General features: G+C 67.1%; 23 protein-coding genes and 1 tRNA gene. 10 read left to right on the plus strand and 14 right to left on the minus strand.

Features of this window, described 5'->3' with window-relative positions:
• Window positions 1-185: 185 nt before the first annotated feature.
• Both HTZ84_RS16015 and HTZ84_RS16020 read right to left on the minus strand, forming a co-directional pair.
• Window positions 186-260, minus strand: a tRNA-Arg gene (locus HTZ84_RS16015).
• A 342-nt stretch (window positions 261-602) separates the two neighbouring features.
• A complete protein-coding gene (locus HTZ84_RS16020; protein WP_174681592.1) occupies window positions 603-986 on the minus strand; it encodes a hypothetical protein in 384 nt (127 codons plus the stop codon).
• Window positions 987-1,351: 365 nt separating this feature from the next.
• Between HTZ84_RS16020 and HTZ84_RS16025 the strand changes: the two genes are divergently transcribed.
• Together HTZ84_RS16025 and HTZ84_RS16030 are read left to right on the plus strand one after the other, a co-directional pair.
• Window positions 1,352-1,948, plus strand: coding sequence for a nucleoside monophosphate kinase (locus HTZ84_RS16025; protein WP_174681593.1), 597 nt, complete (start codon window positions 1,352-1,354; stop codon window positions 1,946-1,948).
• Window positions 1,945-2,358, plus strand: coding sequence for an RNA-binding domain-containing protein (locus HTZ84_RS16030; protein ID WP_174681594.1), 414 nt, complete (start codon window positions 1,945-1,947; stop codon window positions 2,356-2,358). The genes HTZ84_RS16025 and HTZ84_RS16030 overlap by 4 nt, the downstream gene beginning before the upstream one ends.
• A gap of 64 nt (window positions 2,359-2,422) precedes the next feature.
• Here HTZ84_RS16030 and HTZ84_RS16035 read toward each other — a convergent pair whose 3' ends face one another.
• Window positions 2,423-2,773 carry a hypothetical protein gene (locus HTZ84_RS16035; RefSeq protein ID WP_174681595.1) on the minus strand — a complete coding sequence of 117 codons (351 nt, stop codon included), beginning with the start codon at window positions 2,771-2,773 and terminating at the stop codon, window positions 2,423-2,425.
• A 114-nt stretch (window positions 2,774-2,887) separates the two neighbouring features.
• On the opposite strand from HTZ84_RS16035, the gene HTZ84_RS16040 reads away from it, so the two are divergent.
• On the plus strand, window positions 2,888-3,820 hold the full coding sequence (locus HTZ84_RS16040) for a CBS domain-containing protein (protein ID WP_174681596.1): 933 nt from the start codon (window positions 2,888-2,890) through the stop codon (window positions 3,818-3,820).
• 83 nt (window positions 3,821-3,903) lie between these two features.
• On the opposite strand, the gene HTZ84_RS16045 is transcribed toward HTZ84_RS16040, so the two are convergent.
• Window positions 3,904-4,902 (minus strand): hypothetical protein, encoded by a 999-nt coding sequence (locus HTZ84_RS16045; protein WP_174681597.1) that lies wholly within the window; start codon window positions 4,900-4,902, stop codon window positions 3,904-3,906.
• A gap of 129 nt (window positions 4,903-5,031) precedes the next feature.
• The gene (locus HTZ84_RS16050; RefSeq protein ID WP_174681598.1) at window positions 5,032-6,426 is read right to left on the minus strand and encodes a signal recognition particle protein Srp54; all 1,395 of its coding nucleotides are present in this window, start codon (window positions 6,424-6,426) and stop codon (window positions 5,032-5,034) included.
• Window positions 6,427-6,571: 145 nt separating this feature from the next.
• On the opposite strand from HTZ84_RS16050, the gene HTZ84_RS16055 reads away from it, so the two are divergent.
• From HTZ84_RS16055 to HTZ84_RS16070, 4 genes are all read left to right on the plus strand, one after another.
• Complete coding sequence (locus HTZ84_RS16055; protein ID WP_174681599.1) at window positions 6,572-6,793, plus strand: type II toxin-antitoxin system HicB family antitoxin; 222 nt, start codon at window positions 6,572-6,574, stop codon at window positions 6,791-6,793.
• A 162-nt stretch (window positions 6,794-6,955) separates the two neighbouring features.
• Window positions 6,956-7,486, plus strand: coding sequence for a hypothetical protein (locus HTZ84_RS16060; protein ID WP_174681600.1), 531 nt, complete (start codon window positions 6,956-6,958; stop codon window positions 7,484-7,486).
• A 287-nt stretch (window positions 7,487-7,773) separates the two neighbouring features.
• The gene (locus tag HTZ84_RS16065; RefSeq protein WP_174681601.1) at window positions 7,774-9,207 is read left to right on the plus strand and encodes a dihydrolipoyl dehydrogenase; all 1,434 of its coding nucleotides are present in this window, start codon (window positions 7,774-7,776) and stop codon (window positions 9,205-9,207) included.
• Window positions 9,208-9,238: 31 nt separating this feature from the next.
• On the plus strand, window positions 9,239-10,804 hold the full coding sequence (locus HTZ84_RS16070; RefSeq protein ID WP_174681602.1) for a sensor histidine kinase: 1,566 nt from the start codon (window positions 9,239-9,241) through the stop codon (window positions 10,802-10,804).
• A gap of 60 nt (window positions 10,805-10,864) precedes the next feature.
• Here HTZ84_RS16070 and asnB read toward each other — a convergent pair whose 3' ends face one another.
• Together asnB and HTZ84_RS16080 are read right to left on the minus strand one after the other, a co-directional pair.
• Complete coding sequence (asnB, locus tag HTZ84_RS16075; protein ID WP_174681603.1) at window positions 10,865-12,733, minus strand: asparagine synthase (glutamine-hydrolyzing); 1,869 nt, start codon at window positions 12,731-12,733, stop codon at window positions 10,865-10,867.
• Window positions 12,734-13,277: 544 nt separating this feature from the next.
• Window positions 13,278-14,075, minus strand: a complete 798-nt coding sequence (locus tag HTZ84_RS16080) for a sulfurtransferase (protein WP_174681604.1) — start codon at window positions 14,073-14,075, stop codon at window positions 13,278-13,280.
• Window positions 14,076-14,356: 281 nt separating this feature from the next.
• On the opposite strand from HTZ84_RS16080, the gene HTZ84_RS16085 reads away from it, so the two are divergent.
• On the plus strand, window positions 14,357-15,220 hold the full coding sequence (locus HTZ84_RS16085) for a sulfurtransferase (RefSeq protein WP_174681605.1): 864 nt from the start codon (window positions 14,357-14,359) through the stop codon (window positions 15,218-15,220).
• Window positions 15,221-15,390: 170 nt separating this feature from the next.
• On the opposite strand, the gene HTZ84_RS16090 is transcribed toward HTZ84_RS16085, so the two are convergent.
• On the minus strand, window positions 15,391-15,837 hold the full coding sequence (locus HTZ84_RS16090; protein WP_174681606.1) for a DUF2391 family protein: 447 nt from the start codon (window positions 15,835-15,837) through the stop codon (window positions 15,391-15,393).
• 134 nt (window positions 15,838-15,971) lie between these two features.
• Complete coding sequence (locus HTZ84_RS16095) at window positions 15,972-17,168, minus strand: polysaccharide deacetylase family protein (protein ID WP_174681607.1); 1,197 nt, start codon at window positions 17,166-17,168, stop codon at window positions 15,972-15,974.
• Between the two features lie 186 nt (window positions 17,169-17,354).
• Here HTZ84_RS16095 and HTZ84_RS16100 point away from each other — a divergent pair, with 186 nt between their 5' ends.
• Window positions 17,355-17,990 (plus strand): rubrerythrin family protein, encoded by a 636-nt coding sequence (locus tag HTZ84_RS16100; protein WP_174681608.1) that lies wholly within the window; start codon window positions 17,355-17,357, stop codon window positions 17,988-17,990.
• 71 nt (window positions 17,991-18,061) lie between these two features.
• Here HTZ84_RS16100 and HTZ84_RS16105 read toward each other — a convergent pair whose 3' ends face one another.
• From HTZ84_RS16105 to HTZ84_RS16120, 4 genes are all read right to left on the minus strand, one after another.
• Entirely contained in the window at window positions 18,062-18,334 is a 273-nt protein-coding gene (locus HTZ84_RS16105; protein ID WP_174681609.1) for a DUF7553 family protein, read from the minus strand.
• A 74-nt stretch (window positions 18,335-18,408) separates the two neighbouring features.
• Entirely contained in the window at window positions 18,409-19,248 is an 840-nt protein-coding gene (gene thiM / locus HTZ84_RS16110) for a hydroxyethylthiazole kinase (RefSeq protein ID WP_174681610.1), read from the minus strand.
• The gene (gene thiE / locus HTZ84_RS16115) at window positions 19,241-19,909 is read right to left on the minus strand and encodes a thiamine phosphate synthase (protein WP_174681611.1); all 669 of its coding nucleotides are present in this window, start codon (window positions 19,907-19,909) and stop codon (window positions 19,241-19,243) included. The genes thiM and thiE overlap by 8 nt, the downstream gene beginning before the upstream one ends.
• 165 nt (window positions 19,910-20,074) lie before the next feature.
• Window positions 20,075-20,674 (minus strand): GNAT family N-acetyltransferase, encoded by a 600-nt coding sequence (locus tag HTZ84_RS16120; protein ID WP_174681612.1) that lies wholly within the window; start codon window positions 20,672-20,674, stop codon window positions 20,075-20,077.
• Between the two features lie 769 nt (window positions 20,675-21,443).
• Here HTZ84_RS16120 and HTZ84_RS16125 point away from each other — a divergent pair.
• A complete protein-coding gene (locus HTZ84_RS16125) occupies window positions 21,444-22,403 on the plus strand; it encodes an AEC family transporter (RefSeq protein WP_174681613.1) in 960 nt (319 codons plus the stop codon).
• An 18-nt stretch (window positions 22,404-22,421) separates the two neighbouring features.
• Here HTZ84_RS16125 and HTZ84_RS16130 read toward each other — a convergent pair whose 3' ends face one another.
• Entirely contained in the window at window positions 22,422-23,141 is a 720-nt protein-coding gene (locus HTZ84_RS16130) for a phosphatase PAP2 family protein (RefSeq protein ID WP_174681614.1), read from the minus strand.
• Window positions 23,142-23,209: the final 68 nt, after the last annotated feature.

The raw sequence follows: 23,209 nt of genomic DNA on the forward strand, positions 1-23,209 counted from the left end.
TCGCCGCCGTCTACTTCAAATCCCACGTGCCGGTTCGCTCGTCACTGCGTTCCTCGCTGCACGGGCGCGATGGGATTTGAACCCAAGCCAGACGATCGTCTCACTCCGTTCGACGCTGCGGCTGACAGGATTCAATCCCATCTCCATCTGTGATGTACTCCTCACGTTCGTTCGTCGCAAAATCACGGGCGCGATGGGATTTGAACCCACGACCGTCGGATTAGAAGTCCGACGCTCTTTCCGGACTGAGCTACGCGCCCTCGAGTAGGATTCCATGTCGGATCGGTATAAGCGGTGTGGATTCTCCGTAGCTACCCGCGAAACCGGTGCAGCGAGGTGACGACGGGCACGGGTGACCAGCCAGATCGCCACCAGATGGCCGGCGGTCGTCGCCGCGAAGAGGGCCTCGAGGGTGGCCCGGAAGAAACTCCGCCAGTAGCCGACGAGACGTACTGCGCTCGAGTCAGCAGCGAGTCCTGGCCGCGAGCCAACTCCGGATGGGGACCGCTGAGCGGAGACGGCCCGCACGCTGGCGGTACCGTCCGAGACAACCGCGAAAAAAGCCGCGAGATGGCGACCGTCTGCCGTCCCTAATGCCGATTCTAGCCGGCGATGTTGCGTTCCGCGTCCGAATCGTTGCCCTCGGTACTGGCGTTGTCGCTGAACGGATTGTCCGATTCGGTTTCGCCGGCGCCGGACTCGTTTTCGCCGCCCGCGGAGTCGTTCTCGTCCGCGTCCGGACCGGACATGCCGCCGTCTTCGGAGTCGTTCTCGCCCGTACCCGGCGCGGCGTCGCCGTTCTCGCCGGTGCCGGACTCGTCGCCCGTCTCGTTCGCGGCGGGGTCGCTCCCGTCGGAGGACCCGCCGTCCTCGCCGTCGGATTCGTTCTCCTCGGACCCGAGGTCACTGCAGCCGGCGAGGGCAGCGATCGCGCCGGCACCGACTGCCGCCGTGAACCGTCGTCGGTCGAGTTTCGGAGCTGTCATAGCGTGCAGTCGACGGCGATGATCGACTGCTAAATAACGGCGACAGTCGGTTCGAATCGTTAGTCCGGCTTGTATCGAATTATCCGTCGGTAACGCGAGCCGAGTGAACGGTTGCACTCGTCGCCGCCGTTGCACACCGGACAAGGGGGAGGGTACGACCGCCACGCGCCCGGTCGCGAGTGCAGACGTGAGCACGGCGACGACCCGCTTCGAGCGGGACGCGTCGCGCACCGTGAGCGAGTCGGATACCCGTGACCGACGGACGTTTCGCTGATCGCAATTCGACCGTTTCGTCCGCCGCAATCTCGATGGACTCGAGCGACGAACAACAGCGCTTATGCACGTCTCGCCGATACGTTTCTCCGATGCACGTCATCGGAACGGTGGGACTGCCCGGCAGCGGGAAGGGCGAGGCCGCGACCGTCGCGCGCGAACACGGCATCCCGGTGGTGACGATGGGCGACGTCGTCCGCCAGGAGACGACCGACCGGGGACTCGACCCGACGAAGGACCACGGGAAGGTCGCGCAGGCGCTGCGCGACGAGAACGGACCGACCGCGATCGCCGAGCGGTCGCTCCCGATGATCGAGGACCGCCTCGAGGATCACGACACCGTCCTCGTGGACGGCATCCGGTCGGACGCCGAGGTCGACGTCTTCGAGGAGCGGTTCAGCGAGGCGTTCACGCTGGTCAGCATCGAAGCGCCGTTCGAACTGCGGGCCGAGCGCATCGACGCCCGCGGCCGGGACGCCGGCGAGAGCGACGGCGGCGAGGGGCTGGCCGCTCGCGACGAGCGCGAGCGCGGGTTCGGGATGGACGACGCGATGGATCGGGCCGACGTCGTCGTCGAAAACACCGACTCGCTCGAGGCCTTCCACGAGCGCGTCGAGGCGATCATCCGCGAAGGATCCGATTCCAAATCGGAACCGACACCCGACTCCGTCTCGAAGACCGACCCATGACCGACATCTACCGCGTCGACGTCGAGATCACGGCGCCGATCTACGACACCGAAGTCACGAGTCGGGTCGTCGACGCCGTCGCGAACATCTTTCCCAACGCCGACCTCGAGGAGGAGTTCGGCGAGGTCAGGGCCGAAGCGCACGCGATGGACCACTTCTCCGATCTGCTCCACCGCCAGGAGATCCTCGATACCGCCCGCGGCGAGTTCTTCGCGAACCGCGAGGGCGAGACGTTCAGCTTCGCGCTGAAGAAGCAGGCGGCATTCGAGGACCGGATCAACTTCTCGGTCGGCGAACCGGACGAGCTCGGCGAGATCGCCGTTCGGGTGCGGGTCGAAGAGCCGACCGTCGAGGAGTACATCGACCACATCGCGCCGCCGACCGAGGACGGCCGCCCGGTCGACGCCTGAGTCACGCCCGGCGGTCTCGAGTCGTCAACCCATCGATATCGAGTCGACGGTGGTCGACTGCGACTCACCCCGTTCTGACGAACCGGAAGCAATAGTACACCGAGCAGGTCCCGAATCCAGCGGAGACGGCCGCGTATTCGGCCGTTCCGGAGACGGCGAACGCGATCCCGACGAAGAGCGCGACGCCACCGGCGAAGGCGAATTTCTGCCCGTCGCGGTCGGTGAGCCCGCGACTGACGGCGATCATCGCGACGACGATCGCGTAACAGACGCCGAGACTGCTGCTCACGTCCGCGAGCGATCCGTCTCGAACCGCACTCGAGAGTATCACGAGATTGACGAGGAGGAGCACGCCGAGTCCCCCGACTACCGGATCGCGCCGGTCGAGCCGGGTTGCGGTCGTGGATCGAGTCATATTCCGAACGAGGCCCGCCTGCAATATAATTGCATATATTCCAACTGGAATTCAATCGCCAACGAGCGAACGACGGGCGGGGAGTGAAAAGCCACCGACACGTACGTCGAGAGGATGCACGACACGATCACCGTCTCGGAGATCATGGTCACCGACGTCGTCACCGCCCCGCCGGACGCCACCGCCACCCGCGCCGCGACGCTGCTGCGCGACGAGGGCGTCAGTTCGGTCGTCGTCGTCCGCGACGGCGCGCCGATCGGCATCGTGACCGAAGGCGACTTCCTCGAACTCCTCTGTGAACGCACCGACCTCGGCACCGTCGAACTGACCGACGTGCTGTCGGCGCCCCTCGAAACGATCGCGCCCGACACCTCGATCGTCGACGCCGTGGCCGTCCTGCGAAAGTCCGGTTTCGAACACCTCCCGGTCGTCGACGGCGACGGGGACGGCGACCTCGTCGGCATCCTCACCACGACGGAGCTCAGCTACTACGTCCCGCACCTCGCCCGTCGGACGGGGGGCCTCGAGGCCGACCGTCCGAAACGAAAGGTGCGGACCGACACCCAGTACGAGCGCGACGACTGGGAGTTCGAGTACCGCGGCGCGGACGAGTCGACCGTCGACGTCGGCGACGTCGCCCGGTTCTCGAAGGTGATCTCGGAGAGCGACGTCGAGGCGTTCGCCGAAATCAGCGGCGACACGAACCGACTCCACCTCGACGCGGCCTACGCGGCCGGAACCCGATTCGGCGAGCGGATCGTCCACGGCGTCCTCGCCACCGGACTGATCAGCGCCGCGCTCGCCCGCCTGCCGGGGCTGACGATCTACCTTTCACAAGAGAGCAGCTTCCTCGCGCCGGTGCCGATCGACGACCGCGTGACGGCCGTCTGCGAGGTCGTCGATGATCTGGGCGGCTCGAAGTACCGGATCGAGACGACCGTGCTCGACGGCGACGGAACGACCGTGCTCGACGGCGACGCGGTCGTCCTCGTCGACGACCTCCCGCCGGAAGCGGCGGTCGAAGACGAACCGGTGGCCCACGATTGACGACGAAGACTGTACTGCCGCCGCCGGCGACGCCGAGCCGAGACCGCCGACTCGAGTCGGTTGCGAACTGCGAATCGTCTCGGTTACGTGCAGTCGCCGGCCGCCTCGACCGACCGCTCGCCCGCTTCCTTGTGGTTCTGAGCCGAAACGGGGTCGCCGTTGGACGCGGCGATCGCCCACTCCTCGAAGGACCCCGCGGCGTCGGCGAGGTGTTCGCTCTGGCAGGTCGCCGTTTCGACGTGGTCGGCGATCCCACCCGGCGGGTCCTCGTCTTCCTCGAAGGTCGTCGTCGCCGTCCCGAGGGTCGACTCGGCGGTACCGAAGGCGGTTTCGGCCTTCCCGTACTCCCGATTCTCCATGTGTTCGCGGCCCGTCTGCAGGCCCTCGTAGCCGCCGAGCAGCGACTCGAGCCCGTCGCCGAGGGTCACGAGCGACGCGACCGCGTCGCCAAGCGCCGCAATGCCGTCCTCGAGTTCCGCGGGATCGATTCGGACCAGGCGCTCGAAGGCCTCATCGAACGATTCGACGGCGGCGGCCGCCTCCGCGTGGTTCGTCTCGGCGACCGCGAACTCGTCCGTTCGCTCGTCGATCGTTTCGGACGCCGCCTCGAGGTCGTCGTCATCGTCGGCCTCGCTCTCGTCGTCACCGTCCCCGACCGCTTCGAAGACGGTCTGGAGGTCCGCCTCGAGCGTCTCGTCGGTGACCGTCTCGGTCACGTCGACCAGCCGCTCGAGGACGGCGGCGTACGTCCGGAGGAGTTCGATCTCGGACTCGCGGTCCTCGTCCAGTTCGGCCGCCGCCGTCTCGAGGTGCGTTCGGGCGCTCTCGATCCGTTCGGTCGGTTCGGCCGGATCGAACTCGACGTCGGTGGGCTCCTCGAAGTCGTCCGCGGCGAACAGGGCGAGGGCGGCCTCGTTCAACTCGCCGACGGCGCGGTCGAGTTCGCGGTCGCCGGTCCGATCGGCGACCGCGACGGAGTCGCCGCTCGAGGCGCTACCGGGGAGATCGTCGAGACAACCGGCCGTTGCGACCAGCGCGGCGAGCGGAATACCAGTGCGCATGAGATACTGCCGACGGTTCATCGACTCGAGGATACGTCTAGAGGAACATGAACGTAGTGGCAGATCGCGATTCCAGTCACGAATCCGAAAAGAGGGGACTCGAGGGGGACGACGCCGATCGGCGGTTCGGGTTCGGACGCGAGCTCTCGATCAGCCGAACGGCCCCATACCGCCCATTCCGCCGCCGCCACCGCCGCCCTGCTGTTGCATCTGTTTCATCATGCGCTGCATCTCCTGTTCGGAGCCCATGCCCTGGAACTGCTTGATCGTCTTCTCCATCATCTTGTACTGCTGGAGCAGTTCCCGGACCTCCTCCTCGCTGGTGCCCGAGCCGCGGGCGATGCGCTCGATCTGGCTGGCGCCGATGGCCTTCGGATACTCCTTTTCGGCTTCGGTCATCGAGTCCATGATGACCGAGAACGTGCGCATCCGGTCCTGGGTGACGTCCATCGCGTCGTCGGGGAGCTGGTCCTTGATCCCGCCGCCGAAGCCGGGGATCATGTCCATCACCTGGTCCAGCGGCCCCATGTTGTTCATCGCCTCCATCTGCTTTTGCATGTCGTGGAGGGTGAACGAGCCCTGGAGCATGTCCTCGGGGTCCCAGTCGTCTTCCTCCATCTCGGTCTGCTCCATGGCGCGCTCGACGCGCTCGGCGAGCTGGCCGAGGTCGCCCATGCCGAGCAGCCGCGAGATGAAGCCGTCGGGCTCGAAGCGCTCGATGTCCTGGACCTCCTCGCCGGTCCCGAGGAAGGCGATCGACGAATCGGTCTGGTCGACCGCGGTCAGGGCGCCGCCACCCTTCGCGGTCCCGTCGATCTTCGTGATGACGACGCCGTCGATCCCGATCGACTCGTCGAACTGCTGGGCCTGGTCTTTCGCCCCTTGCCCGATCGCCGCGTCGAGGACGAGCAGCGACGTGTCGGGGTCCGCGACGTCCTCGATCTCCTCGATCTCGTCGATCAGTTCGTCTTCCAGGGCGTGGCGACCCGCCGTGTCCACGATGTGGACGTCGGCCTCGCTGGTCTCCTCGAGGCCCTTGCGGGCGATTTCGACGGGATCGTCGTTGTCCGGGTTGCCGTAGAAGTCGACCTCCGCGCGCTGGGTCATCTCCTTTGCCTGCTCGTAGGCGCCGGGACGGAAGGTGTCGGTCTGGATCACGGCGGGCCGGAGCCCCTTCGTCGAGAACCACCAGGCCATCTTCGCGGCGGAGGTGGTCTTCCCGGATCCCTGCAGCCCCGCGAGTAGGATCGTCTGCTCCTCGAGGGGGAGCTCCGTCGAGTCGCCGATGAGGTCGACCAGTTCCTCGTAGACGATGCGAAGGACGAAGTCCCGCGCCGGCGTCCCGGCCGGCGGTTCCTCCTCTAGGGCGCGTTCCTTGATGTTGTCCGACAGCTCCATTACGAGCGAGACGTCGACGTCGGCGGAGAGCAAGGAGCGCTGGATCTCCTTGACGATCTCCTCGATGTCCTCCTCGCTAATGCGTGACTTCCCGCGGAGTTTATCTAAGGTGCCCCGCAGAGAACTCCCGAGATCGTCGAGTACCATTTGCTCAGTCTACGGGGCGATGGCGTTAAAGGCTTTTTCTACTCCCCACGCCGCGAACGGAATCCGGAAGCGAGACCGCGGCCGGCGAAGCCGAACCCGAAGCGGCGTCGGTGAGTATTTCACCCGACCGGAACAACGTCCGCGTATGAGTTCCGACGCGGACGTAGACCCCTCGGAGTACGAGGCGCTCGAGGACGCCGACGTCACGATGCGCGAAACCGAACACGGCCTCCACATCGCCGACGACGAGGTCACCGGCGTCTCGAGTCAGGGCCAGACGCCCGAGGACGCCGTCCGGAACCTCGCGGAGGCGGTGCGATCCTACCGAGAGGCCACGGACGACGATCCGGGCGACGACTGGCTGTAAGCGCGACAGTACCGGCCGGATCGGGTCGCCAGTGGAATAGCCGACCAACCGGGGTAAGTTCCATAGCACAGACAAGAAGGAGCGTTCTCCGCGCACAGCAATTCTTTCGACAGACGCACCAGAGTAACTATTCTGACGAGCGGTGAACGGGTCTACTGTCGCATGGACCAGACACGATCCGATTCACCGCGCGGAAGCGACTCGACGACCGACTCGGCGATGGCGCGCCGGCGCGTGCTTCGAGGCGGAACGGGGCTGGCGGCGACGGCCCTCGGTATCGCGACGCTGGGCGGCCAGGCCGCCGCGCACTTCCCGGCGGACCTCGAGATCGACGTCAAGCCGGGCACCGAGCGAGCGCCGATCAACCCGAACAGTTGCGGCGTGATCCCGGTCGCCGTCCTGCGGACCGACGAGTTCGATCCGACGAGCGAGGACGTCCGGTACCGGTTCGGCGCCCCTGACGTCGTGGAAGGCGGCGACGGCGCGCGACCGATGCACGGCGGCCACGCGGTCGACATGAACGGCGACGGACGGGACGACCTCCTGTTGCTGTTCCCGGCCCCTGACGCCGGATTCGACGGCGACGAATCGACCGCCCGCCTCGAGTGGGAGCGAAGCGAGGACGGCGCGCACGGACTCGCGGGAACAGCACCGATCAGGATCGTCGGACGGCGCGGCCGAAAACAGGGGTGAGGGCACGCCAGTAGCTCGCAGCAACGACGGCCGCCGGAAGCCCGCGGTGACGACTCGTTCCGCACGCGGGCATAACGATCCTATTTTCTATGAGATCACGGACTGCTCCGGGAAGCACGAACGCTCACCGAGACCGGCTCGTGCCCGGAGTGCGGGCGCTCGTCCGCGAATCACGGTCGAAGGTGTGACGTTCGCGGCCAATTCAGTCGCGCACAACGGCTTCGAGTGACGAGACCCCTCGAGTCGCAGGGTCCGGTTTTACGCCCGCATCCGTGGTCGACGCACGCATGGACGAGTACGATCTGGTCGTGATCGGCGGCGGTTCGGGCAGTCAGGTCGCGACGGCGGCCGCCGAACGGGGCCTCGAGGCGGCCGTGATCGAGCGCGGCCCGCTCGGCGGCGCCTGCATCACGCGGGGCTGTGTCCCCTCGAAGGCGCTGATCCACCGCGCCGACATCGCCGATTCGGTCCGCCACGCCGAAGCGTTCGGCGTCGGGGCCGCGCTCGAGGGCGTCGACTACGGCGAGATGACCGCGGCGATCCGCGACACGGTCTACGAGAAGGCCGACCGCCAGGAGGCGAGCCTCGAGGACGCCGAGAACGTCTCGCTCTACCGCGGCGAGGGCCGGTTCGTCGACGAGCGGACGCTCGAGGTCGACTTGAACGACGGGGACGACGTCGAGGTCCGGGGCGACAGCGTCGTCCTCGCGGTCGGGAGTCGACCCGTGGTCCCGCCGATCGACGGCCTCGAGGACGCGGATTTCCTCACGAGCGACGACGCGCTCTTCCTGGACGAACGGCCCGACTCGCTGGTCGTCGTCGGCGGCGGCTACATCGGCGCCGAACTGGGCTACTTCTTCGCCGCGGTAGGGACGGACGTTTCGATCGTCGGGCGAAGCGAGCGCCTCGTCCCGCGGGAGGACGAGGCGGTCGGCGAGGTCGTGACGGAGTCGCTCGAGCGCTACTGCGACGTCTACACCGGCTACGAGGCGGCCGAAATCAGGGAGAACGATTCGGGCGTCGTCGTGACCGCCGAACCGAGCGAGGACGACGCCGGCGGCGACGGCGTCGACCTCGAGGCGGACGACCTGCTGCTCGCGACGGGACGACGTCCGAACACGGACACGCTGAACCTCGAGGCGACCGGCGTCGAGACCGACGACGGCGAGTACGTCGTCGTCGACGACCGACTCGAGACGACCTGCGACGGCGTCTGGGCGCTGGGCGATATCGTCGGCGAGCAGCCGTTCAAACACGCGGCGGACTACGAGGCGAAGACCGTCTCGGCGAACCTCCTCGAAGACGCCGACCGGGCGGTCGATTACGGCGCGATGCCTCACGCTATCTTCACCGAGCCGCAAGTCGCCAGCGTCGGACGGACGGCGGACGAACTCGAGGACGACGGTCGGGAGTACGAATCGGCGACGGTCCCCTTCGACGCCGCGCCGCTGGGGCTGATCATGGACGCCGACGACGGGTTCGTGACGGTGCTCGCGGCGCCCGACGGCGAGATTCTGGGCTGTCACATCGTCGGTCCGCAGGCCTCGACGCTGATTCAGGAGGTCGTCACCGCGATGGACGGCGGGGGAACCGTCGACGACGTCGCCGAACCCGTTCACGTCCACCCGGCGCTTTCCGAGGTCGTCTACGCCGCGTTCGACGACCTCTCCTCGAGCGAGTTCTCGACGGCGCCGGACTGGCGGGGCGTCAGTGACGGATAGCTTATACGGGATCATCGCGTTATAGCCACAGATGGGCGACCGATCAGAACCGACGGAACCGCACGACGGCGACGCGTCCGCCGCCTACGAGCGGATCGCTGACGCCGTGTTCGCACTCGACGGAGAGTGGCGGTTCACCTTTCTGAACGACCGAGCCGAGCGGCTGCTCGAGCGGTCCGAGAGCCAGTTGGTCGGGGCGGTCGTCTGGGACGACTACGCCGACGCGTTCGAGTCGACCCGGCGAGCGTTCGAGCGCTCGTTCGAGACGCAGGAACCGGTCTCGTTCGACGCGTTCTCCGAGTCCTTCGGTTCGAGACTCGAGGGCCGCGTACACCCCTCGGAGACGGGAGTCACGGTCTGCGTGCGCGAGGTGAACGACCGCAACGGTCGAGAGACCGGCACCCGGGAGCGCGAACGCGCGTTGCGGGACGCCTACGAGGTCATCGCGGACCCGGAGCGGCCGTTCGACGACCAGCTCGCGGCGCTGCTGGGCGTCGTTCGACGGACGATCGGCACGGAGTACGCGGCGCTGTCGTGCGTCCACGAAGACGCCAACGAATACATCTTCGAGGCCGTCGACGCGCCGCCGGACGCCGATATCGAGGCCGGAGATACCGCCCCGCTCGAGGCGACCAACTGCGAGCGAGTCGTCAGTACCGAGCGAACGCTCGTCCTCGAGGACGTCGACGAAGACGCGCCGGAACTGGCCGATCGCGCGGGCAACGCCGAGTGGGGGATCTCCTGTTATCTCGGCACGCCGGTCACCGTCGACGACGAGGTCTACGGGACGTTCTGCTTCTACGATCTGGACGCCAGAACCGAGGAGTTCTCCGACTGGGAGGTCACCTTCGTCGAACTGCTCGGCAACTGGGTGAGCGCCGAACTCGAGCGCCGTCGGTACGAGCGGGAACTCGAGGAATCGAACGAGCGGCTCGAACAGTTCGCCTACACCGCCAGCCACGACCTCCAGGAACCGCTCCGGATGGTCACGAACTACCTGTCGCTGATCGATCGACGGTACGGTGACGAACTCGACGACGACGCCGAGGAGTTCATCGAGTTCGCCGTCGACGGCGCCGAGCGCATGCGGGACATGATCGACGGGTTGCTCGCGTACTCCCGCGTCGAAACGCGAGGGAACCCCTTCCAATCGGTCGACCTCGACGCCGTCCTCGAGGACGTGCGGAGCGATCTGGAACTCAGGTTCGAGGAGACCGACGCGGTCGTCTCGAGCGAGTCGCTGCCCCGCGTCGAGGGGGATCCCGGCCAGTTGCGGCAGGTGTTTCAGAACCTCCTCTCGAACGCCGTCGAGTACAGCGACGGTCCGCCGCGGGTTCAGATTAGTGCCGAGCGTCGCGGCGACATGTGGGAGATTTCGGTCAGCGACGAGGGCATCGGCATCGATCCCGACGATCATGAGCGGATCTTCGAGGTGTTTCAGCGGTTACACAGCCACGAAGAACACGACGGGACGGGGATCGGCCTGGCGCTCTGTCGACGCATCGTCGAGCGCCACGGCGGCGAGATCCGCGTCGACGCCGAACCCGACGAAGGGGCGACGTTCCGGTTCACGCTCCCGGCGACTCCAGACTCGTGACCGTCGCGGCTCGAGCCGAACGGCGCAGCGACGGGGACGACCGGCGACGCGACGACGGCGTTAAACGACCGCGTTCTGTTCGTCGATGAAGGAGTGGTACCAGGCGACGTAGGTGAGGATCATCCAGAGCGTCCGGCCGACCGACTCCTCGCCGCGGCGGTGGGCGTCCCGGAGCGCCGTGGCCCGGTTCGCGTCGACGTACGGGGTCTGTCGGAGTTTCTCCCGCGTGAACCAGGTCTCGATCGAATCGTGCTCCTCCTCGAACCAGTCCTCGACGGGCGGGCGCATCCCCATCTTCTCGCGCTCGAGGATCTGATCGGGGAGGAGGTCGCTGACGGCGGTCTTGAGCACCCGCTTGACGTCGTCGTCGTTGACCTTGAGTTCGGCCGGCAGCGAGTGGGCGAACTCGACCATCTCCGTCGAGAGGAAGGGGACGCGAAGCTCGAGCGACTGGGCCATGCTCATGTGGTCGGCCTTGTAGAGGTGGTAGTCGGGTAGCGTGTAGCCCGTCTCGTAGGTCGACATGTGCTGCTCTAAGGACGGATCCGCGACCTCCGCGGTGACCTCGCCGACGTTCGCCCGCAGGCCGGAGGTCGCGGCGGACTCACCCGTCCGGAGGAACTCGTCCGGTTCGGGTCGGAAGGTCGTGAAGCCACAGACGTGATTGAGCAGCATCTCCTCGTTGTTCTTCAGCCCGGAGAAGTACCGGAGGTGTTTGTTCCCGACCGGCGCCACCTGCGCGACGGCCCCGGCGACGTCGTGGGTGAACTCCGGCATGAAATCGACCTTGCGCTTGTGTTCGGGGACGTGCTGGTACCACGGGTAGCCCGCGAACAGTTCGTCGGCGCCCTCGCCGGCCAGCGCGACCTTGACGTCCCGGCTGGCCCGCTCGGAGAGGGCGTACATCGGCAGCATCTGCAGGTGGCCCGTCGGCTCGCCGAGGTACTGCATCATCTCGCCGAACAGGTCCATCGACGAGAGGTCGATGGGAACTTCGGTGTGGTCGGTGCCGAAGTGGTCCGCGACGAGCCGCGCCTCGTCGCTCTCGTCGAGCATGTCGTTCTCGAAGGCGACGGAATAGGTCTTCAGGGGCTCGTCCTTCAGTTGCGAGGCGATTCCGGTGACGGCGGAGGAGTCCAGCCCGCCCGAGAGGAACGCCCCGACCGGCACGTCCGCCATCAGGCGCTTCTCGACGGAGCGTTCGAACAGGGTCCGCAGTCGGTCGGCCGCCGCCGCCATCGACGTCGTTCGGGTTCCGGTCTCGAGGTCGAGCAGGTCCCAGTACTTTCGCGTCTCGACGCCGTCGTCGGTGATCGTCACCGACTGGCCCGGCTCGACCTTCCAGACGTCCTCCAGCAGGGTCTGGGGCGCCGGCGTGTACTCGAGCGAGAAGTGGTTGTAGACGGCCGCGGGATCGATCGTCCGGTCGACGCCGCCGATCAGCAGCGCCGGGAGTTCGCTCCCCCAGACGTACCCCCGGTCGTTCTTTCCGAAGTACAGCGGTTTGATGCCGAACCGGTCGCGGGCGAGGAAGACGGTCTCCGCCTCGCGGTCCCAGATGGAGAACGCGAACATGCCCTCGAGGTGAGAGACCATCTCCTCGCCGTACTCCTCCCAGAGGTGGACCAACACTTCGGTGTCGCACTCGCTCTCGAACCGGTGGCCCTCGCGGGAGAGCCGATCGCGCAACTCGCCGTGGTTGTAGATCTCGCCGTTGAAGACCACGCCGACCGTCTCGTCCTCGTTCCACTTCGGCTGCGAACCGCCCTCGAGGTCGACGATCGAGAGGCGGCGCGCCCCCATCATGAGCCCCGCGTCGCGGTCGAGGTACGACCCCTCCTCGTCGGGGCCGCGATGTTCGATCCAGTCGAGCATCGACGAGAGCGTCTCGTCGTGGGTCCACCCGTACGCACCAACGATGCCGCACATAACCGATCAACCGAGAATATCGGCCCTTGTAATAGAGGTCTTGCAGCCCGGTAAGCGGCCCGTTACTGTTAGAAGAGCTACAACAACCGCATTCGCGGCGAGTATCGCGACAGTCGACCGGCTCCGTCCGTAGCGCTAACCAGACGAATCAATGATTATATAGTCAGAGCGAACGGTACCGTATGCGGCTCTTAAAACGGACCGTCGGACGGCGGCAGCAGCCGGCCCAACGCGAACGGAATCGATGTGATCGATTCGACTCGAGCGGTTCTCGAGGGGCGCATCGGTCTCGGCTACGCCTCCCCGCTCCGGCTCGGGGCCTCCCTGCGGTCGACCTCGGCCGTTTCGCGGCTCGCTCCGTTCGCCGTTCCGCCTCGAGGTTTCGCTCACTTCGTTCGCTCACCCTCGCCGTGTTCCGCGGCTCCCTACCGGTCGCCGCTCCACTACGCGGTCGACTCGTTCGCTATGCTCACTCGTCGACCGCGCCCTGCTCGCGGGTCACGTTCGTTCCCCGCTCGCTTTCTCGAGGCCTCGTTCGCTCCGCTCACTCGGCCTCGCCGCTCTCTACTTCCCCGTCGTTCGCCAACCACTCCGTCAGACTCCCCTCGTAGAAGGAGACGTTCTCGTAGCCAAGCGCCCGGAGCACGACGTAGGTGTGGCTGATCCGCCGGGCGGTGTTGCAGTAGAGCACGATCTCGCGGTCGGGCGTGATCCCGTACTCGGCCAGCAGGTCCTCGAGTTCGTCCGCGGGTTTCAGCCGCCGCGTCTCGTCGTCGACGACCTCGCGCCAGTCGAACCGGACCGCGCCGGGCAGGCGGGCCTCCTCGAACTCGTGGGCCTCGCGCGTGTCGACGAACAGCGCGCCGCGCTCGAGGGCCGCCTCGACGGCGGCGTAGTCGACCAGCGGGCTCTCCTCGGGCGCCAGCGGATCGGGTTCGTACTCGGTCGACTCGACGTCGGGGGTCTCGCTCGAGGTCTCGTACTCGCGGTTCCAGGCGCTGTAATCGCCGTCGAGCAGGCGCACGTCGTCGTGGCCGTACTCGAGGGCCGTGAGCACGAACCGGGCGGCGAAGACGCCGTGGGTGTCGTCGTAGGCGACGATCGTGTCCTCGGGCGTGATGCCGGCCTCGGAAAGGAGGTCGGCGAAGGCCTCGGCGCCGGGAAGGGTCCCGCGGTCGACGTCGCTCTCGTCGCGGTAGCTGTCGAACGGGACGCTGACGGCACCTGGAATGTGACCGATGCCGTCGTACTCCCAGGCGTCTCTGACGTCGACGATGCGTACCTGCGGATCCTCCCGGTGCGCTGCGAGCCAGTCCGGCGTGACGACGACGGAGTCGTTCATTACGCGGTCACTAGGAGCGAAGCTCCGAGAACGCACCGGTTTGGACGTGAACGACAGGATACCGGGACAGTGGCAACTATTGCTGGTGTCAGCCGAGGAAACGTGTCGCTAACTTGGATAGTTCGCCGAAAATACCGCCGTTCAGCTTCTTTCAACAGCTGTGATCGGAGACGAACGGCGCGGAATCGCAAAGTGGTGGCAAGTATTTCCGCCAGGATAGATCGGTGTCCGAATTGACCGGTTAAGTAGTCCCTTTGTGTGTCGCCGTTGAACGGGCGTGTATGGCAACCGACTACGCCAACGACGTACTCGTGTCCGCCGACTGGGTCGAGGAGCGCCTCGACGACTTCCAGGACGACGACTCCGACCTCCGACTGGTCGAAGTCGACGTCGACACGGAAGCCTACGAGGAAGAGCACGCCCCCGGTGCGATCGGGTTCAACTGGGAGACGCAGCTCCAGGACCAGACCCAGCGAGACATCCTCGAGAAGGAGGACTTCGAGGAACTGCTCGGCAGTCACGGCATCAGCGAGGACGACACGGTCGTCCTCTACGGTGACAACTCCAACTGGTTCGCCGCTTACGCCTACTGGCAGTTCAAGTACTACGGCCACGACGACGTCAAGCTGCTCGACGGCGGCCGCGAGTACTGGCTCGAGAACGACTACCCGACCACGGACGAGGAGCCCGACTTCTCCGAGACCGAGTACGACGCGGCCGGCCCGCGCGAGAGCATCCGCGCCTACCGCGAAGACGTCGAGAACGCGATCGAGCGCGGCGTTCCGCTCGTCGACGTCCGCTCGCCCGAGGAGTACTCCGGCGAGGTCCTCGCGCCCCCGGGACTCCAGGAGACCGCCCAGCGCGGCGGCCACATCCCCGGCGCCAGCAACATCTCGTGGGCGGCCGTCACCAACGACGACGGCACCTTCAAGGACTACGACGAGCTCGAGGAGCTCTACGCCGAGGAAGGCATCGACGGCGACGAGACGACCGTCGCCTACTGCCGCATCGGCGAGCGATCCTCCGTCGCCTGGTTCGCCCTGCACGAACTGCTCGGCTACGACGACGCCGTCAACTACGACGGCTCCTGGACCGAGTGGGGCAACCTGGTCAACGCGCCCATCGAGAAGGGCGAGGGCGACTGAGCAACGCGAAGGAGCCCTCGTATCGAAACGGGGAGGCGAAGCCGACCCGTGGAGAAGGGCAACTGAGCGACGCGTAACGAACTCCGATTTTCCGTTTTTCTCCGACTCGAGTAGCGACCGCGCTATCGTCCTAGTCGGCGACGAACCGCAAAACCGGCGACGCGGACCGACTACTTCGAGAAAACGCTGTCCGCCGTCGCGGCGCCGACGATGCTGAACACGGAGCCGATGCTGACGGCCTTGAGCGTCGTCCACGCTACGTCGACCGTCGTTCCGGGCTCCTGGATCAACGTGGCGGGCGCATTAAATAGGAGCGCGAGGATCAGTACCGACCCGAACGAGACGAGCAACAGCGAGATAAAGCGGATCGGTACGCCGGCGACCTCCTGTTCGACGTCCGGATCGCGAGTCGTGTCCGCCGTGTACAGCGCGCCGTAGCCGATCGCCGAAACGACGACGATCGTCAGCACCGCCTGTACCGCACTCATGCTACCCGCGAGGGTCCAGACCTCCTCGGTCACGACGAACGGACCGGCGAGCAGGAAGCCGCCGACGATCTGCTGTGCCGAGTCGGCCCACCGGAACTGGCGGGGACGTCGCGGCCGTCGGATTTTCATGGGCCCCCTTTTCGCTCATCTGTGAAATACCGACCGATCGGCACGTCAAACGACCCGGCCGCTGCGATCGCGATCGCCGTCGCTCGCGAACGATCGCTGCAAGAAAAAACCCGATCTACTGCCGGAATACGACGTTATTCGTGCAGGTAGTCCGACGCGAGGTCCGCGGGCGTGATGACTTCGAGATCGCCGTTCGACTCGAGGTCGGCGACCAGTTCGAGCGTCGCGTCGAGGTTCTCGAGCTCGCGGAACGAGAGCGTCGTGATCGTCCGCTGGTCGGCGGTCCACTCGAGGAGCGTCTCGGCCTCCTCGGCGTCGGGGTTGGTCGCGCGGGGCACCATGGCGGGGTTGGTCACGTGGCCGTGACCGGGGAAGCCGCCGACGAACCCGAGGTCGTGGTGCTTCTCGACCAGTTCGAGGGTGGTGTCGTCGTACCGGTTGAGGGGGTACGAGAAGTACTCGGCGTCGAACCCGTGGTCCTCGAGCCACGAGACGGCGCCGGTGATCTCGGCTTCCTGACTCTCCGCGTCGAGCGCGGTGAGATCGGTGCCGGTCGCGCCCTCGCTGGCGATCGTCCAGCCGTCCTCCTGGAGCGACTCGAGCTCGTCCACCGAGGGATAGCCGGAGCCGCCCACGTAGTCGGTCTTGACGAACGCGGTCGCGGGGAGATCGTGCTCGGCGAGCGCCGGGGCGGCGTCGACGGCGGCCGACTCGTCGGGGAACTCGAGCAGCACTTTCCCGGTGTCGGGTCGCTTGACGAAGTGGTAGTCGTCGACCCACAGGGACATCTCTCGATCGCCGGCCCAGAACGAGATCTTTGTGTGTGCGATCGAACTCAGGTCCGGGTCGCCGACGGTCTTGTTGAACCCGAGGTCGTGACGGGCGAACGAGCCGTCGGGCTCGACCGCACACTGGAGCAGCAGTCGGTTGCCGTCGGTGTCCGACAGTTGGACGATCGGGTTGACGTCGTGATCGCTCGCGAACGCCAGCGCGGGGAGCTCGTCGGAGAGGTCGCGCGGCGAGTCGAACTCGCGTTTGATCATGACGCGCGTGTCGGACTCGTCGGCGTCCATTCGGGCGGACTGGGAGCCGACGTGGGTCCGCTCCTCGTCGGCGCTCATCGAGCCCTCCATCACCGTCCACTTCGAGAGGTCCTCGAACTCGTCGAACGAGCCCGGATCCTCGTTGATCGGGTCCGACGATCCGTTCTCGTCGCCGTTTTCGTTACCGTTCTCGTCGCCGTTTTCTTCGTCGGTCTCCGAACCGCTCAGGGCGGAACAGCCGGCGAACAGCGTCGCCCCGGCCGTCGCGAGGTACACTCGTCGTTTCATTCCGATCGAGGAAATTCGATATAGGGTGATTGTTATAGCTCGGTTATCGTCAGGAGCGGCGGTATTAACCGGCGGCTGATAGTCGGAATGGACCGGCTACTCTCCCGGTCGGCTCCCGACCGCGCCCCGACGGGCCGCGAGCGCTATCGCGACAGACCTAACTCGAGGCCCGTCGAAGGGGCCGGTATGACAGCTGCCGAGGCGTTCGTCGAAGCCGTTGAGGAGGACAACCAGACCGCGCTCTCCCGACTCGGGTCCTCGAAGTCGCTGTACGCCGACACCGACGGCGACATCGACACCGAACCCGTCCTCCGGGCGACCGCCGACGCCGAACACGCCGCCTGGCAGACGTTCCTCGAGTGGGCCGACGACGAGAGCCACGAGGCGGCCCGCGAGGCCTTCGAGACCACCGCCGAGGAGGAGCAGGGCCACTACGAGACCGTCCTCGACCAACTCGGAGACGAGGAGTACGAACCGCAGGAAGTGCCCGCGCTCCACGAGTACCTGCGCGGCCTCGAGTCGACCGTCGAGCGCGTCGGCGCCTTCGTCGGCCGGATCCTCGCGAGCCAGCGCTCGAAGGACCAGGTCGTCGGCTACTTCGTCGGCGACGCCGACCCCCAGACCGCGAGCGTCTTCCGCGAGTTCGGCGACGATCTGGACGCCCAGCTCGAGCGCGCGACGGACCTCCTCGAGGACGTCTGCGACGACGAGGACGACCGCGAGCGCGCCCACGAGGCCGCCGACGGCGCGATCGAGGCCGCCTACGACGAGTACGTCGAGAGCCTCGAGGCGATGGGCGCGAACCCCAAGCCCGTCTGCTGATCGCGACCGGACGCTGATCGTGACCGTGAACTGACCGAAAAACGAGTGATTCCGCGCTGTTTCGAGCGCGTTCAGACGCCTTCGACCGTCTCCCGGAACGCCCGGACCGACTCGAGGGCGTCGTCTACCTGGTCGGCGACCTCGCCGCCTTCTTCGTCGGCGATATCGGAGAGGATGTGCTCGTGACGGGCCAGTTTGCCGTGGTCGGGGCCGCGGTCGGCCTCGGCGAGGGTGGCGAACTCGTCGGCCTGGTTCTCGAGGCGCTCGCGGGTCTCGTCGTCGGAGGCGGCGTCCGCGGCGTCTCGGAGCGTCGCTGCTGCGTCTTCGAGGTTTTCTCGTGCCATACGCTGACGTTCACCCGGGGCGGTTAAAACGGTTTCAATCGCTCCCGCGAGGTGGACCCTCTCGAAAACTGTCGTCAGTCGACGCGCTCGAGTCGCCCTGCGAGGTCCAGTTCGGCCGCCGTGTCCGGATCGAAGCCGGCGACGGCGTCGTGGAAGTTCGTCCGGAAGCTGGCCGGCCCGTCGTGGGGCATCTCGGCCGCGCGTTCGCCGGCGATGCCGAAGGCGAGCGCGCCGTGGACGGCGGCCGTCGGCGCGTCGTCGACGGCGCCGCGGAAGGCCGCGAGCGTGGCCCCGAGCATGCAGCCGGTGCCGACGACCTCCGAGAGCCGTTCGTGGCCGGCCGCGAGCCGGACCGCGCCGTCGTCGGTCGCGACGACGTCCTCGACGCCCGAGGCGACGACCGTCGCGCCCGTCGAGTCCGCCAGCGACCGGGCCGCGTCCTCGATCTCGTCGTACTCGCCGACCGACTCGACGCCCTTCACTTCGGCTTCGACGCCCGCGAGCGCGCTGATCTCGCCGTAGTTGCCCTTGATGATCGAAAAGTCGAGGTCCTCGAGCAGCGCCTCGGCGACCGCCTCCCGCGTGGGCGTGGCCCCGACGCCGACGGGGTCGAGGACGACCGGGATGTCGCGCTCGGCGGCGGTCGCCCCGGCATCGTGCATGGCCTCGACTTTCCCCTCGGGCACCTGTCCGGTGTTGAGCAGGATCGCGGCGGCGCCGGCGGCCATCTCGCCGGCGTCGCCCGGCGAGTCGGCCATCACCGGGAGCGCGTCCCAGTGGAGGGTGAGGTTGGCCACGTCGTTCATCGTCACTTCGTTGGTCAGGTGCTGGACGAGCGGCGACCCCCGGTCGATCGCGCGCAGCGAGTCCGCGAGGTCGTCGCCGGTAATACCATCGGGTAGTGAATCACTCATCGGCTACCGATGCGTCCCCGACCCCCTTCGCAGTTTCGACGACGTCCGCGAGCGCCGCGGTCGCGGCCCGCGGATCGTCGGCCGCGGTGATCTCGGAGATGACGGCCACGCCGGTCGCGCCGGCCTCGACGACCGGGGCCGCGTTGTCGGCCGTGACGCCGCCGATGCCGACGACCGGAATCGAGACCGCGTCGACGATCTCCGCGATCCGCTCCGGGCCGACGCCGTTCTTGTACCGGTCGACGTCCTTCGAGGTCGTCCCGTAGACGGTACCGACGCCGAGGTAGTCCGCCCCCGCGGCCTCGGCCTCGAGGGCCTCCTCGACCGTCGCCGTCGAGCAGCCGACGATCGCCTCGGGGCCGAGCAACTCCCGCGCGACGGCCACCGGGAGGTCCGACTGGCCGACGTGGACGCCGTCGGCGTCGATCGCCTCGGCGACGTCGACCCGGTCGTTGACGATCAGGTCCACGTCCGCCTCGGCGGTCAGTTCGCGCAGTTCGAGGCCCAGTTCGTACCGCCAGCGGGCGTCGGTGTCCTTCTCGCGCAGTTGGACGACGTCGACGCCGCCCGCGATCGCCGCGCGGACGACGTCGACCGTCGAGCGGTCGCCGGAGATCGACTGCTGGGTGACGAGGTAGGTGCCGTACTCCGATGGATCCATGGGAGGAACTGGCGTGACAGATCCACTAAGCGACTGTGGTTCCCGCGCACGGGCGTTGGGACACGGGAACGCGCGATTCCGATCCGCGGCCGGTGCTCAGGACTCGAGGGAGTCCTCGCGGGTCACATCCGTTCCCCGCTCGCCGTGCCGAGATCCTCACTGCGTTCAGATCTCGCCCGTCCGAACCAGCGCGTCCCAGTCGGCTTCGTCGAGTCGATCCCGAAGCGCGGGCAGCGGCGTGATCGGCTCCGGATCGGCCGTCTTCTCGCCGATCGATCGGCGCCACCAGGCGACGTCGCGCCACTCGCCTTCGGCGTAGCCGATCGCGGGAAAGTCGACGCAGCGCTCGAAGCCAAGCCGCTCGTGGAACCGCTCGGTCTCGGGGTTGGGGACCGTCGTCACGGCGTAGCCGTCGCGGACGCCCTGGCGCTCGAGAACCGCGAACAGCGACTCGTAGAGCGCGCGACCGACGCCCGACTGACGGGCGTCGTCGGCGACGTAGACGGAGAGTTCGACCGTCCACTGATGGGCTCGGCGCTCTCGCAGCCGGCTGGCGTAGGCGTAGCCGACGACCGCGCCTCCACGTTCGTAGACGAGCCACGGATAGGTCTCGAGGGTCGACGCGATTCGATCGGCCATTTCGGCTTCGGTCGGCGGCGCCTCCTCGAACGTGACCGCCGTCGACTCGCAGAAGGGAGCGTAGATATCGCGGGCCGCGGCGGCGTCGTCCGGCGTTGCGACTCGAATCCGCGCGTCGGCTGTCATACGGTCGTCTCTTGCCGACTTGAGGGATAAGTCCCCTGAAACCAGTGGCGCCGAGACCCGGGGCTGGTCAGTTGAGCACCTCGAGAACGACGGCTTCCCGTCGTATCTTCAGCTTGTGACCAGAAGCACTTAAAGAGCGGTCGCAGCCACTACACCGAACCACCGGGCGAACGGAGTGGTAACTACGCGAAATTGGACTCCGCAGAACGACGCTCTCCCGTCGTATCTCTACCTTGTGACCAGAACCACTTAAAGCGACTCAGCGAAATGTGGGCTGCTCACGTGGCGAACGTAGTAACTCCTCGGTCGAGAATCACTCGAGAAGGACCGCCTCTCCGTCGTATCTTGACCTTGTGACCAGAGATACTTAAAGGAAATCGCGTTCGCCACACGGAATCACCGAGCGATTCAGCCGCGGCTACTCGAGATTGCGCTCCGGAGAATGACGCTGTCCCGTCGTAGCTTCACCTTGTGACGAGAAGCACTTAAATTCAGTCCGCGTTCGCAGGGCTGGACCGCCGAGCGAACGACAGTAGCGACTACGAGAAAGTGTGCCCCGAAGAACCGCGTTCTCCCGTCATAGCTCTACCTTGTGACCAGAACCACTTAAAGGACGAACGGGGCCGCGACACCGGAAGGAGCAGTCAGTGCTCCGACCGTAACGCCCATACCGAGCACTGAGAGTATCACAGCCGTGATGCAGGGCACGACTGCGAGGGCGACGCGTCCCTCGAGCCGACCGTCTCGCGGGGAGGGTGAGCGCTGACCGATGGCCGACCTAATCGGCATCTTCGCCTCGGCGATCGGGCCGATCGTCGCGATCGCGGGGGTCGGTTACGTCCTGGCGACCGTCAAGCAGATCGATCCGGAGCCGTTGAACACGGCCGTCGTCTACGTGTTGGCGCCCGCGCTGGTGTTTCACAGTCTCGCCGTCACGGAACTCGCCGCGGCGACGCTCGCGCGAGTGACGGTCGGCGTCCTCCTCTTTACCGCGGCGATGTGGGGTCTCGCCGAACTGATCGGCCGCGCCACCGGCGAGCGCGAGCCGGCGTTGAGCGCCCTGGTCCTCGTCGCGATCTTCACTAACTCGGGGAACCTCGGGATCCCCGTCTCCGACTTCGCGTTCGGCGACGTCGGCCGGGAGACGGCCGTCCTCTACCTCTCGATCCAGTCGGTGCTGATGTACACCCTCGGCGTCTACATCGCCTCCCGGAGCAGCGGCTCCGCCGGACTCGAGGGGGTTCGCCGGGTGTTCTACATTCCGCTGGCCTACGCCGTCGTCGCCGCGCTGGTCGCCCGAGCGCTGGATCTGGTACCGCCCGCCGACACGGCGGCGATGGAGACGTTGCAACTCGTCGGCGACGCCTCGATTCCGCTCATGCTGCTCATCCTCGGCATCCAGCTCGCGCGCACCGACACCGCTTCAGCGGTCTCCCGCGCCTGGTCCGCGACGGCGCTCAAGATGGTCGTCGCACCGCTGATCGGTCTCGGTATCGCGCTGCTCGTCGGCTTCGAGAACCCGACCGTCGCGCGCGTGTTCGTCCTCGAGACCGCGATGCCGGCCGCGGTGACGCCGCTGATCCTCGTCATCGAGTTCGCCGGCGGCGTCCGCTCCGACGGGGTGCTCGTCTCGGAGTACGTCTCGACGTGCGTGTTCCTGACGACGCTGCTGGCGATCCCGGTGCTCACCGTGTTGATCGCGGTGCTGCAGTCCGGCGTCGTGCTGTGACAAAATTCGGGCCGTCGGTCACCCTCGAGCGGACGACCGGTCGCGACCGCCGCGCGCGAACTGCAACCCGCCGAACACGACGAGCGTGGCGACGAAGACCAAGACGGCGTCGATCGCGGCGCCGCTCGTCGCGAGGGCGACGACGCCGACCGCGACGGCGATCGCGAACGCGACCGTCTGCTGGTCGGTCGGGTAGCGGGCCGTCAACCGGTCGGCGACGATCAAGAACGCCAGCCCGACGGCGACCCCGGCGACGACGTCGACGAGATAGTGGACTCCCAGCGCGATCCGCGAGGCGGAAACGAGCGAGACGACCGTCGCCGCAGCGGCGGCCCGCTGGCGGGCCGTCCCGATCGAGAGCCGCCAGGCGAGGCCGCCGTAGACGACCGTCGTCAGGAGGGCGTGTCCGCTCGGGAAGCCGTAGCCGTCGGCGGTCCCCGTCGCCTCGTACAGCGACCGGGCCAGCGGCCCCAGCGCCTCGAGTTCGGCCAGCGGTTGGCCGGGCCGGGGCAGGGCGAAGGCGTATTTCAGGGCGGTCACCAGCGAGAAGCCGGCCAGCATCAGCCCGACGAGGACGGCGGCGTCCTCGCGGTCGTCCGGGCGGAGCCAGTAGACGACCCCGACGAGGAGGGCCAGAAACCAGACGTCCCCCAGCTGGGTCAGGAGGGCGACCAGCAGCGCCGCCCACTCGGGAACGAGCTCTTGGATCTGCGGGAGGACACCGATTCCCCGTGACATGACCGCCGCTACGCCGACGGCGCACTAATTGGTATCGGCTCGCTTCTGCTCGAGTCACGGGTTACGAG

Source organism: Haloterrigena gelatinilytica, assembly GCF_013342145.1.
GTDB lineage: Archaea > Halobacteriota > Halobacteria > Halobacteriales > Natrialbaceae > Haloterrigena > Haloterrigena gelatinilytica.